The organism is Microvirga rosea (assembly GCF_020595095.1).
Classification (GTDB): Bacteria; Pseudomonadota; Alphaproteobacteria; order Rhizobiales; family Beijerinckiaceae; genus Microvirga; species Microvirga rosea.
Window position 1 is genome coordinate 444,302 of record NZ_JAJDOP010000002.1, and the last position, 12,348, is coordinate 456,649.

Below are 12,348 nucleotides of genomic sequence, written 5' to 3' on the forward strand. Positions count from 1 at the left end.
ACCATTCCAATCAACCGCGGCTGACCGCACGACCTGTGCGGCCGTCGATCCATGTGAGACGGGATGGGTCCACGTGCAGCCCTACCCGTTCGCCGGCCGTCACCTTCGCGGTGGGCGGCGTAACGATCCGCGCGAGTTGACCGTCGATAGCGCCGGTCAGAAGCAGGTGGGAGCCCATCGGCTCAACCACGCGCACATCGAACGGAATGCCGGATCGATCCGCCGCGAGGCTCGCGTCCTCTCCGCGAAGTCCGATTTCCATCTCCGACCCGGCGACCGGGCACGGCAGCGCCATTTCGCCAATTCTCGCCGAGCCATTTTCGCAGCGGACCTTGATGAAATTCATCGGTGGACTGCCGATGAAGCCGCCGACAAAGCGGGTCGCGGGCGTCGCATAGATTTCCAAGGGCGATCCGATCTGCTCGATCTTGCCGCCGTACATGACGGCGATCCGGTCGGCGAGCCCCATGGCTTCGGTCTGGTCATGCGTCACATAGATCGTGGTGGTACCGGCCTCCCGCAGCACAGCCTTGAGCTCGGTGCGCATTTCCAATCGCAGCAAAGCATCGAGGTTGGAAAGCGGCTCGTCCATGAGCAGCACGGCAGGCTCCACCGCGAGAGCCCGCGCGACCGCCACGCGCTGGCGCTGTCCGCCGGAGAGTTTGGCAGGATAGCGTTCAAGAAAGCCGTCGATATGCAACAGCGCCGCGGCGCGTTCGACCTTACGCTTCACGTCGTCCGCGGGTGCCTTCTGCATCCGCAGCCCGAAGGCGACGTTCTCGAAGACGGTCATATGGGGAAAGACCGCATAATTCTGGAAGACCATCGCCAAGCCGCGCTTGCGAGGCGTGAGCCCGCTGACGTCGCGCCCACCGATGACGACCCGGCCCGCACTCTGGGTCTCGAGGCCGGCAATGATGCGCAACAACGTGGTCTTGCCGCAGCCGGAGGGTCCGAGCAGCGCCACGAACTCACCGTCGTTCGCGACGAGCGAAACGTCCTGGAGCGCCTGAAAGGACCCGAACTCCTTCACGACATGATCGATGACGATATCGGCCATGAGCTGATCCGTTACTTGCTGGCAATTCCCCACACCGCGAAGAGATATCTCCTGACGGCGAAGATGAAGAGCACGGAGGGAATGATGAGAATGAAACCACCGGCGAACCGGTAATGAAGCGGGCTTTCTGCGAGGATCTTGAGCAGATAGGCCGTCAAGGTCCTCTCACGCACGGTCAGAATCGAAGCGGCGAACACCTCGTTCCACGAGATCACGAAGGCAAAGATCGCGGTGGCCGCGAGGCCCGGAAGTGCGAGCGGCAGGACGATCCTCACGAAGGCTTGGAGTCGTGTGCAGCCGAACACCCACGCCGCCTCCTCGTATTCCCTTGGGATTCCCATGAACAGGCTCTGGGTGACGAGAGCCGCGAAAGGCAAGGCCAGCACGGTGTGAATCAAGGAAACGCCGAAGGGCGTGTCGTAGAGACCGATGCGGATAAAGGACACGGTCAAAGGAAGTGCCAGGATCGCCAGCGGAAACGCGCGCGTCAGAAGAACGAGCAGGCGATATGCGTTCTGTCCTCGGAACGAATAGCGCGCAAGCGCGTATCCGGCGGGCGCGCCCAGGAGAATGGAAAAAACGACCGTGAGGCCCGCGGCGATGAAGGAGTTCATCAGGGCGTTGAAGACCCCCTCGATATTGAGAAATTGCATCATCGGCGCGAATGAAAGGTCGCTCGGCCAAATGGACTTCGGCCAGCGGAACACCCCGGTTCTCCCGCCAAAAGCACCGAGAGCCACGAAGTAGATCGGGACAAGAACCCAGGCCAGGAGTGCCGCCATGCCCGTCCAGAGTAGGAATCTCCGTGCGGACGGGAGCGTATATGTCCGGGAAGTATCCGGCAGTGGCGCCTTCGATGAGGTTGCCGTCATGGGAGCTGCTCCGGACGCGTTCTCAGCGCTCGCAGATAGACGGCCGTGGCCGCCAGCGAGATCGCCATGATGAGAACCGCATAGGCGGCAGCCACGCCATAGTTCTGGTTCTCGTTCTGCCAGGTGTAGGCCTCTCCCGCCAGGACGGGAAAGTTGCGGCCGCCAAGAGCGTAGACGACAGCGAAGACTTCAAAGGCCAGCACGGTGCGAAGGATCAACGCCGACTGGAGGCTGGGCTTCAAAAGCGGCAGGGTGATCCGGCGAAACCGTGTCCATGGACTGGCGCCGAAGATCTCAGCAGCTTCGGAAAATTCCTTGGGAATGAGCTGGAGACCTGCGATCAGAATGACCAGAACGATCGCCGTGGCACGCCAGATCTCCGCCAGCACGATCCCGAAGAAGAGCGCCCAGGGTGTCTCCTGAGAGAGCCAACCTACGGGACCTGGAATGAGACCGAGGGCATACAGCGCGGAATTGAGGTAACCGGTGTTTTGCAGGAGCGAGAGCCATGCAAGACCTGCGGCCAGGTCCGAGACTCCGAGAGGGATGGTCAGGACCCAGAGCACCAGATCGCGTCCTTTCTCGAGCTTCGACACCATGGTCGCCATCGCCAAGGCGAGAACGACCTGAAGCGGGACGACGACCACGGTGAGCAGGAACGTGTTTCGGATCGCGAGGCCGAAATTGAGATCGCCTGCCATGCGCTGGTAATTGACCAGCGAGAGGCCCTCCCCGGCGGAAAATGAAAGCCAGATGGTTTGAACCAGCGGCACGATGAAGAGCGCGCCGAGAAAGAGGACGGACGGCGCGATGAGCGCATAGGGAATCCACGATGTGCGCGCAGTCATGAACCGCTCCCGATCAGGGTGAAGCCCGGCAGCATCAGCCACCGGGCCGCTCCGCCGTTATTGAACCGGGCAAGCGCCCTGGCTCGGCTTGTCAGGTGCCCAGCATGGCGCGTTGGTGTCCTTCATCAGGGCCTCAAGTGTCTTCGCCTGACTTTCCAGCACGCCCTTGACCGGTTCGTTGCGCAGCACGATGCGCTGGAAAGCATCCGTGTAGACCTTGTTGAACTCGCCGCCCTTCGCGCCGAGTCCCACGGGGAGAAGCGATACGAGCGCATCCTTCGCACCCTGCGTCGCCGCTACGGCTCCCGCCAGGAGCTTCACGCCGGGCGGCAGGTTGGGCGGGAGATCCGCTTTGACAACGGGGAAGAACCCGACCTCCGCCGCCGTGAGGAGCTGCGTCTCCGGTTTGGTCATGTGCTCGATCACCGCCACGGCCCCGGTACGGTTCGGAGCATCCTTCGGGATGGCGAGACCCGCGATCACCGGCATGTAGCCGCGGCCTTTCGGCCCTGCCGGCGCCGGGAAGGCGACGAACTGATCCGGCTGCGTGGTCAATGCCTCCTTCACGCGCGCGATATGGTCCCAGGCGATCCACACTTCACCGGCCATCAGCGGCTCCTGCATGAAGTTGTAGTTGGTGGAGTTGGGGTTCGAGACGGCCCAAAGCTCCTTCATGGTATTCCAACCGGCTTCCGCATCCGCCGACTTGAAGGTGGTGACCACACCGCCGGTGAAGGACGGGTAGAAATATCCCTGGAAGAAGCGGGACATCAAACCGGTCGGGCCGGCCGGAAATCCAAGCCGGCGCTGCCCAGTCTTGTCGGCGACGTTCTTCGCCCATTGCAGGAGCTGCTCATAGGTCAGGGTGTTCACGTCGGCCCCGGCGGGCAGATATTGCAGCGCCTGCTTGCTCGCGACCATTACGTAGGTCGCCTGCATCCAGGGAATGTACTGCTGCTGTCCCGTGCCGAGTTTTCCAAGGTCCATCAGATTGGCAGGAATACCGCGGTCGGCAACCTTCGCCACGAGATCGTCGATGGGCTGGAGATCGGCGGGAACATGGGGCTGCAGCTCGCCATGCAGGGCGCCGACAACATCGACGGTGCGCTTGCCGGCCTGTGTTTCGGCCTTCATCCGGACAGCGAAGGCCGGCGGCTCGTCGACGATGTACGTCACCTTGCCCGGAATGCCTTTCAACAGAACGTCACGCACCTTGCTCGCCTCCTCGATGGGGCGGAGCTGCGTCGAGTAGAAGACTGTTTCCTGCGCCTGCGCGGCAGCGAAGCTTCCCAAAAAGGCGGCCGCCGCCATGGCGATGGCGCGACGTGACACTGGATGCGTCATTGGTTTCCCTCCATCGGTCCCATTTGATGCGCCATCCGGCCCGGGGCCGAAGGGTCGGATGGCTTTAGGTCCAATTCGCGGCGGGTCCGTGCGTGGCTCGCAGAACTTGGCGAACGGGCAGGATGGTTTGGAGCTCACGGGGATCGCGTCCGCCGAGGCGGGCGATCAACATGTCCGCGAGCCGTCGTCCCACATCGGGTGCGGCGATTTCCATCGTGGAGAGCGGCGGATCCGTGAACGCCGCGGAAGGCAGGTTGTCGTGACCGATCACCGCAATGTCGCGCCCGGCCCTCAACCCCTTCTCCTTGAGAGCACTGAGGGCTCCGGTTGCGATGCTGTCGGTCGCACACAGGAGCGCCGTCGGGCGCTCGGGCCTCTCAAGAAGCTGCCGGGCGGCCTCATATCCGCCCTCCTCCGTGGGCAGCGCGATGCACTCGAGCTGATCGGGAAGATCGTGAGCCTGAAGACCGGCCTTCCAGCCTTTCCGGCGAAGATGCGCAAAAGTCAGGTCCTGCGGCGCCGCGATATGAGCAATGCGGCGATGTCCAAGGGAAACCAGCAGGCGCGTCGCTTCCGCGAAACCCGCAGCGCCGTCGCCATCGATAAAGGCGTGATCGGAGGAATCCGCGATCCGTCCGTGGGTCACGAAGGGAATGCCCCTGTTCTTGAGGAAGGCGACCCGTTCGTCGTCCAATCGGGTACGCACCACGATCACCGCATCCGCGCGTCCACCGTCCACCAGACGGCGATAGGTCTCCATTTCGGCAGCGGCGTTGGCGGTCGGCAGAAGCATCAGGTCGAGCCCGTTCTCCGCAAGACGCTGGCTGCAGACTGCCAACATGTTCAGGAAAAGCGGAGGCCCGAACTGCCCCGGCTCCAACGGGAGGGTCACGGCGACGACCTCCGCCCTCCGGCGCCTCAGGCTGCGGGCAGCCGAGTTCGGACGATAATTGATGGCCCGCGCCGCCGCTCGGACCCGCTCGCGCGTGGGGGGAGCCACGTCCGAATAACCGTCAAGCGCCCGCGAGACCGTCGTAATCGACAGGCCAAGCGACTTCGCCAGCAGCCTCAGATTGGACACTTCCGGTCGGCCTCCCTGGACGATAGAATAGCATCCGAAACGTTTTGGGAAGTCAAGTTCGACGCTTCAACCCTGGAGTCGTCATGTGACGTTCCGGGCAAAATTCATTACTGGCGGGGACTCGCCGGCGAGGTTCTCAAGGCTGTCATACCGGGCGGGGATGAGGCGCGCCGACCCTATGCAGACGCTTCACGGTCACAGCGGATGCGCCTGCGGGGACGTTTGTCGGGTCCCGATTGTTCGATCGAGAACGTAGCGGCACCAAAGACCGCCGCGGTGATCTTTCCGGTGCTTCCGGTGTTCGCAGTCCCACTTCCGGAAGACCTTGTCGTTCAGGCCCGCAACTGGTCTCCAGTCAGGGTCCGGCATCTCCCGCAGCCACTGGGCGACAGGAATTCCAAAGCCCTTTTTGCGGCGCTCAAGGATCTCCGATGGCAGAACCTCCTTGAGGGCCTCCTTCAGGATCCACTTGGTCGTCCCGTTACGGAACTTAGTATGGGCGGGCAACCGGGCCACATAATCTGCAAGGCCGGAATGGAGAAATGGCGCGCGGATTTCCAGGCTGTTCATCATTCCGGCCCGGTCCGATTTCACCAATATGTCGTCCGGAAGGTAGAGGTTCGTGTAGAACTCGAGTGTCCGGTCAACGAGGTTGTCGGCACGCGAGCGATCCCAAATATCGATGGCATCTTCGTAGAGTTCATCAACAGAGATGCGGCTCCCGAAGATGCGGGAAATATCGTCCGGCTCAAGTGCGGCAAGCCATACGGGATTCCAGACCGATCGGGCCTGGGACATGCCGCGCAGCGCTCGGTTCAGCTTGAACTGAAAACTCATGTTTCTGTCTGAAACAGGGAGTTTCGCCGCCATTGCCCGTATCGCGGCATGAACAGGACGCGGCACCCATTTCTGATAGAGATCGGCGACCTTCAGGGCCTTGAATGGATCGTAGCCCGCAAAGAGCTCATCGCCTCCATCTCCGCTTAACGCCACCTTGACATGACGTGCCGCATGAGCGGAGACCAGATAAGTCGGTATCAGCGAAGGATCGCCGAGCGGCTCGGCGAGAGTGTCGAGGATCTTCGGCGCAGAGGCGAGCATGAAATCGACGTCGCAAAATTCGACGTGATGGCTCGAGCCGATGAACTTGGCCATCTGCTCCGCGTAGCTCGACTCGTCATAACTCGTTTCGTGAAACCCGATCGTAAAGGTCGATAACACGCCCTGGGAGCGCTGGCGATCGGCCAAGACCGCGATAGCACTGCTGTCGATCCCTCCCGACAGAAAGACTCCCAAGGGAACATCGCTTTCGAGACGAGATGAAACGGCTTCCGTGAGAAGCGAACGAACCTGATCGATCCAGTCACGTTCACTTCCTTCAGGGCGCCGGTCCGGCTCGATAGCGAAGCGCCAATATTGGCGCTTCTGCACGACTCCGTCGCTCAGCCGGTATGTCAGCACCGAACCTGGGGGAAGCTTATAGACATCGCGATAGGGCGTCGCAGAACCTGGCAGGAACGAGTATGCAAAAAACTTCTGAAGTGATCTCTCATCCAGCCCGAGATCTGCAACGCTTGGATGCCTCCTGAGGGCAGCCAGTTCCGATGCAAACACAATCCCCGTACGCGAGACATGGTAAAACAGAGGCTTCTCGCCGAAGCGGTCACGTGCCAGAAAAAGCCTCTGTTGCTTCACATCATAGATGGCGAAGGCGAACATTCCGTCGAGCCGTTCCACGACGGCCTCGCCCCATGCATCATAGCCGCGCAGGATGACTTCCGTATCAGAGTGATCGGTCACAAACCGATGACCCAATTGTTCCAACTCGCGCCGCAGGTGGCGATGGTTGTAGATTTCGCCATTGAAAACGATCGTTGTGCCGGTATCCGGGCTCGACATCGGCTGCAGACCACCGGAAACGTCGATGATCGCCAGTCGTCGATGACCAAGAAAGACGCGATGAGCGGAGTCGACGAATGACCCGCTTCCATCCGGTCCCCGGTGCATGATGGAACGGGTCATTCCATCGAGATCGCGCTCAGTTCCGTTCCCGACGAAGCCGGCTATTCCGCACATGGCTACTTGGAAGGTTCGATATTCAGCGTCGAGCCGATGATGTAGTGCGTCCGTCCCTGCGATTCGAAATAGGTCCGCACCAGAACTTCGCTGATCAGCCCGAGAAGAATGCACATCATGCCGCTCATGAATCCGGTCACGAAGAGCAGAGGCAGCGGCGTCTGGATGAATGCCGTCCCCTCCACAATCTTCAGGAAGACGGCATAAAGCCCCGCCACGAACGCGACGGTAAAGAACAGGACGGCGATGAAGCCGAAGACATAGATGGGCTTGGCCTGGTACTTGGTCAGGAAGCGCACGAGAATAAGATCAAGCACCACCTTGAAGATGCGGTTGAGGCCGTACTTCGATACGCCGAACTGGCGAGCCCGGTGATTGACGGGGAGCTCCGTGATCCGCCCCCCCTGCCAGCTCGCGAAAATCGGCACGAACCGGTGCAGTTCTCCATACAAGCGCACGCCGGTCAGCACCTCGCGGCGATACGCCTTGAGCGTGCAGCCGTAATCGTTGAGCTTAACGCCGGAGACCCAGGATATGATGCGGTTGGCCAGCCAGCTCGGCACCTTGCGGACGATCAGCTTGTCCTTACGGTCCTTCCGCCAGCCCGAAACCACGTCATAACCTTCATCAAGCTTGGCCAGAAGGCGCGGAATATCGGCGGGGTCGTTCTGAAGATCACCATCCATCGGGATGATGATGTCGCCGGTGGCATGGTCGAACCCGGCCATCATCGCTGCGGTCTGGCCGGCGTTCCTACGGAGGTTAATGACTTTGATCCGGTCGTTCTGCGCCGCAATCCCTGCGATGATCTCACCGGTGCGATCACGGCTACCGTCATTCACGAGAATAACCTCGAACTGCCCCTCTATAGCCTCTGCAACCGGCAGAATGCTCTCGACGAGAAGCTGAACGTTCTCTTCCTCGTTATAGAGTGGAACGATAATCGACAGAGAAGGATTGGCCACAGGAGCGAGTGTTGAATCCGGATTCCGGAGCACTGCGGCCCTATTGTCAGCATATCCTTCTGAATAAGATTCAGCATTCATAATAAAGCCTCGGCACGTCCCGGCTAATATCCGCATAAAAGTGGGGGCGCAAGGACTTGATAAAAGAGACTCCCGCCTGAGAGAGTAGCTACGGCTGGGCGGCGGATAAGATTTATCTTATCCATAAGTTCTATTGTCCTATAGCGGAAGGCCTGTTTGGCATTAGATCTTGGCCATCTTCGCCGAAAGAAGCCTATTCGGGCCGGTCCCTGCGTCTAGTTCATAGGAATCGCTCAGAGCACGCAGAGCCGTCAGTCCTCCGCTCGGAAAGGCCGCTGCCAGACCGTACGAAACTCTCTGAGCAAGGGATGGCCAGGGTCCAGCCTTGGCCGAATGCGGAACGACACTTAGCTGGCCCAACTTGGCCGTTACTAGAGCATGACAGGCTTATGAGGATTGATCAGAAGTGTACAGGTCTGTACCACGGCTAAGTCCTCATCCGTCTGGCACCGTCAGTTCGTATGGAGGGTATCACCGGGTCGATCCAAGGAACGTGTCGTGAGAACCGTTGGTAAATTGCTGCTGGAGGCACTTAGGGCACGTCCACTTCCCCATTGGCTGGCTGCTGTGTATCTCAGCCTACGCTGGCAGGCCTTCGTATCGCTCGACACACGCATCTATTATCCGTTCCGGGTTAGGATCGGCCGAGGGAGCCGTCTCATCGGGCGTGTGACCCTGATTGCAAATGGAGCAATCGAGATTGGGCGCGGCGTGGAACTCTATGAAGGCTGTTTCATCCAATGCCAGGGTGGAACCGTTCACATCGGTGACCGAAGTGCCCTTGGCCCTTACGTGATCGTCTATGGCGGAGGCGATGTCCTCATCGGGCGAACATGCAGCATTGCGACGCACACAACCATTGTGTCCACGACTCATGAATTTGGCGACCCGACTCAACCTATCCGCAATCAGGGTTCAACTGGCAAAAAGGTCGTCATCAGCGATGACGTCTGGCTTGGCGCCCATGCGGTTGTTCTAGCAGGTTCACATGTAGGGGAAGGCAGCATTGTAGCGGCAGGGGCTGTGGTCCGAGAGAACGTTTCAGCATTTGCGGTGGTAGGCGGAGTTCCCGCTCGCCTCTTGCGGGAGCGCCCAAAGGAGACTTAGGCGCGTCTCGGGCTAAACGTGACTATATTGGAAAGACCGATCAGGCGCCCACCACCGGCTCAGTCCGACGTCGCCAAAGAAAACTGATCCAGAGAAGCCCGGGGAGGCTTACGCCGATCGTGATGAATCGGACCGCGATTGCCGCAACGGCAGCACTCTCCAGAGTCCAACCAACCATCGAGAGGCATGTCGTCAGCAGACTCTCCTGGATGCCCAGCCCATTGAAAGAGATGGGAATCAACTGCGCAATCATGACGAGGCTGACAATAGCCAGGATGGGCACAAATGTATCCTTGCCGGACAGGTCCGGCAGGAGCAATTGAATAGTAATCGCTCCAAGCCCAAGGATACTTATACTAATGACAAGTGTTCCTGCCATCAGTCCGGTTTGATTACGACAGGATTCGACCATTTCCCTTATCAAGCTCCACCGCTTGGCAAGGCGTGGACGCAGACGCAATCCGATTATACTAACGACCACTATTGCCAAGCCGAGAAGTGCGAAGATTACCAAGGATGTAGGACGAATAGCCTGTGTGACTCCAACAAGCTTTGGAACGAGGAGCACCGTCGGCAGACACAGAAGGGTCGCCAGCAAGCTAATGACGCGGTTAAGGACAAGTCCCGTGATCGATTTCACGACGGAACGGCCGAAACGTGAGAGAGCCATAACGATCAGGACATCGCCACCTATCGTTGAAGGTAGAACATTGCTGGACGCTAATCCTAACCAGCACAAGCGTGCAGCCTCACCGAACGGCAGGTCTACTCCTACAGCTTTCAACACAAGTTGCATGCGCCATGCAGCCAGAAACTGGGCAGATAAGAAGACCGAGGCGCCCCCGACGAGCGATGCGAAGCCGAGATCGTTAAGCGCAACTAGAGCGCCAGGCCAATCGATTACAACAGCCAGAAAGCCAAAACAGGCGATTGAGACTGCAATCTGTGCGGCAATAAGAAGCGTCCGAACGTTTCCAGACATCGTGATTTTTCAAGTCCTCAGGACATGTCAAGAATGCCAGCATCGGGCTTCGCAAGGAAACGATCTAGAACGTGACGCGCCCAAAGAAAACTTCGATGATCGGATTTCGAGGCAAGATGGTCCTGACTCCATCTCCGAACGACGCTCTTCCTGAGGAGTCGGTCCACGTTCAGCTCGACCGGAACAGGCAACGTTCCATTCGCCATCCATTGGCCGATTGGCACACCGAAACCCTTCTTCGGACGATTGACGACATCGTCCGGCAACATCGGAGCTACAGCCTTCTTAAGTATGTACTTGGTTTTGTCTCCCCGAAGCTTGTATCGCCCGGGTATCTTTCTGACAAAGTCGACGAGATCGTTGTCAAGGAACGGTGAGCGTGCCTCAACAGAATGCATCATGCTAGAACGGTCGACCTTCGTCAGGATGTCATCTTGAAGATAGAGTTTTGTGTAGAACTGCATCGTTCTATCGAGGAGATTGCTCTGACGACAGTTTTCCCACTGCAGGAATACATCTTCATACACCTCATCCATATGGACCCTCACCTCCATGACCTCTCGCAGTTCCTGAGGCGAGAGAGGCCCGATCCAACTCGGGAGCCACAGAGGTGATTTGGCGGACAGTCCGCGAAGTGTCCTTTTTACCCGGAAATCAAAACTCATGTTTCGGTGCGAGAGAGGCAGAAGACCGGCGACGAACTGAATTGGATCATGCAATCGGGAGGGAATGAGCCGGTCGTAGAGTTTCGCCCAGCGCAGTGCTCGAAAAGTATCATAGCCTGCAAAAAGCTCATCACTTCCGTCCCCACCTAGAGCGACCTTTACGTGTTTGGCCACATGTCGGAAAAGAAGGAAGCAAGGAAGAAGTGATGGATCCGCCATTGGCTCGTCCAGCCGCTTCAGTACTTCCGTCATGATTTCAATGGCACTGTCGCCTCTCAATCGGTCAGTATGGTGTTCAGAACCAATGGTCTGCGCAACCAACTGTGCATAGGAGGATTCATCGAAGGTCTTCTCTGCGAAACCGATCGAGAAAGTCTTGATTGAGGTGGAGTTGTGCTTTGCGGCAAGGGCCGCAATCGCCGAAGAATCGATACCACCACTCAGAAGAATTCCGATTGGCACATCGGAGACCATCCGCTGTTTGACAGATCTTGACAGAAGGAGGCGCAGTTCTTCCGCATACTCGTCCTCCGCTCGAAGAGAATCCCGCTCCTGGGGCTCCAAGACGAAGTCCCAATACTGTCTGAGGGTGACCTGTCTTGAGGAAAGATCGTAACGAAGACTGTGACCCGCCGGCAGCTTCAAAATTTCCCGATATATAGAACCTGGAGCAGGGATGAAACCGAGAGCAAAATACTTCTGGACTGCAAGCGGTGAAATTGTCGGCGAAACGCTTGGATGCAGGGTCAGCGCGTGAAGTTCCGAGGCGAAGACGAACGCCGATGGCGTATTGGCATAATAGAGAGGCTTTTCGCCGAACCGATCGCGACACATCCATACAACCGCAGCTTCACGATCATAGATGGCGAACGCCCACATGCCGCTCAAACGGCCGGCAAGGTCCTCTCCCCATTCACGGTATCCGTGAAGTAGGACTTCGGTATCCGAATGATCGCTGATGAAGACATGCCCTCGTCTTGCGAGATCCTGGCGAAGTTCAGCATGATTATAGATCTCACCGTTGAAGATTACCCCTAGTGTGCCGTCTTGGGTCCACATTGGCTGGGCGCCGCCGCCAAGGTCGATAATGGAGAGACGACGATGGCCGAGATAAACGCCGACCTCCTCATCAACCCAATGATCGCCGGCGTCGGGGCCACGATGGGCAAGCGCGGTCGTCATTGTGCGAAGTATGCGCTCTCCTCCTGCCCCGATGAATCCGGCTATTCCGCACATCGTTTCTCAACCTTTCACCGCAAGCTCATGC

The 12,348-nt window shown here is 58.8% G+C and carries 10 protein-coding genes; 1 reads left to right on the plus strand and 9 read right to left on the minus strand.

Translation table 11 applies throughout. From position 1 onward, the window contains the following. Positions 1-10 precede the first annotated feature (10 nt). From LJD17_RS06480 to LJD17_RS06510, 7 genes are all read right to left on the minus strand, one after another. Positions 11-1,060 carry an ABC transporter ATP-binding protein gene (locus tag LJD17_RS06480; protein ID WP_227383335.1) on the minus strand — a complete coding sequence of 350 codons (1,050 nt, stop codon included), beginning with the start codon at positions 1,058-1,060 and terminating at the stop codon, positions 11-13. An 11-nt stretch (positions 1,061-1,071) separates the two neighbouring features. After that, positions 1,072-1,932, minus strand: a complete 861-nt coding sequence (locus tag LJD17_RS06485) for a carbohydrate ABC transporter permease (protein ID WP_227383336.1) — start codon at positions 1,930-1,932, stop codon at positions 1,072-1,074. Beyond that, positions 1,929-2,780, minus strand: coding sequence for a carbohydrate ABC transporter permease (locus LJD17_RS06490; protein ID WP_227383337.1), 852 nt, complete (start codon positions 2,778-2,780; stop codon positions 1,929-1,931). Before LJD17_RS06490 ends, LJD17_RS06485 begins: the two co-directional genes overlap by 4 nt. A 57-nt stretch (positions 2,781-2,837) precedes the next feature. Next, the gene (locus tag LJD17_RS06495; protein ID WP_406600767.1) at positions 2,838-4,124 is read right to left on the minus strand and encodes an ABC transporter substrate-binding protein; all 1,287 of its coding nucleotides are present in this window, start codon (positions 4,122-4,124) and stop codon (positions 2,838-2,840) included. 64 nt (positions 4,125-4,188) lie between these two features. After that, positions 4,189-5,205, minus strand: coding sequence for a substrate-binding domain-containing protein (locus tag LJD17_RS06500; protein WP_227383338.1), 1,017 nt, complete (start codon positions 5,203-5,205; stop codon positions 4,189-4,191). A 195-nt stretch (positions 5,206-5,400) separates the two neighbouring features. Beyond that, entirely contained in the window at positions 5,401-7,281 is a 1,881-nt protein-coding gene (gene asnB / locus LJD17_RS06505) for an asparagine synthase (glutamine-hydrolyzing) (protein ID WP_227383339.1), read from the minus strand. A gap of 2 nt (positions 7,282-7,283) precedes the next feature. Next, positions 7,284-8,246 (minus strand): glycosyltransferase family 2 protein, encoded by a 963-nt coding sequence (locus tag LJD17_RS06510; RefSeq protein ID WP_227383340.1) that lies wholly within the window; start codon positions 8,244-8,246, stop codon positions 7,284-7,286. Positions 8,247-8,825: 579 nt separating this feature from the next. Here LJD17_RS06510 and LJD17_RS06515 point away from each other — a divergent pair. Then, entirely contained in the window at positions 8,826-9,434 is a 609-nt protein-coding gene (locus LJD17_RS06515; RefSeq protein ID WP_227383341.1) for an acyltransferase, read from the plus strand. A gap of 40 nt (positions 9,435-9,474) precedes the next feature. Here LJD17_RS06515 and LJD17_RS06520 read toward each other — a convergent pair whose 3' ends face one another. Together LJD17_RS06520 and asnB (LJD17_RS06525) are read right to left on the minus strand one after the other, a co-directional pair. Then, the gene (locus LJD17_RS06520) at positions 9,475-10,416 is read right to left on the minus strand and encodes a lysylphosphatidylglycerol synthase transmembrane domain-containing protein (RefSeq protein ID WP_227383342.1); all 942 of its coding nucleotides are present in this window, start codon (positions 10,414-10,416) and stop codon (positions 9,475-9,477) included. A 17-nt stretch (positions 10,417-10,433) separates the two neighbouring features. Then, positions 10,434-12,317: an asparagine synthase (glutamine-hydrolyzing) gene (gene asnB, locus LJD17_RS06525; protein ID WP_227383343.1), complete on the minus strand. Its 1,884-nt coding sequence runs from the start codon at positions 12,315-12,317 to the stop codon at positions 10,434-10,436. Positions 12,318-12,348: the final 31 nt, after the last annotated feature.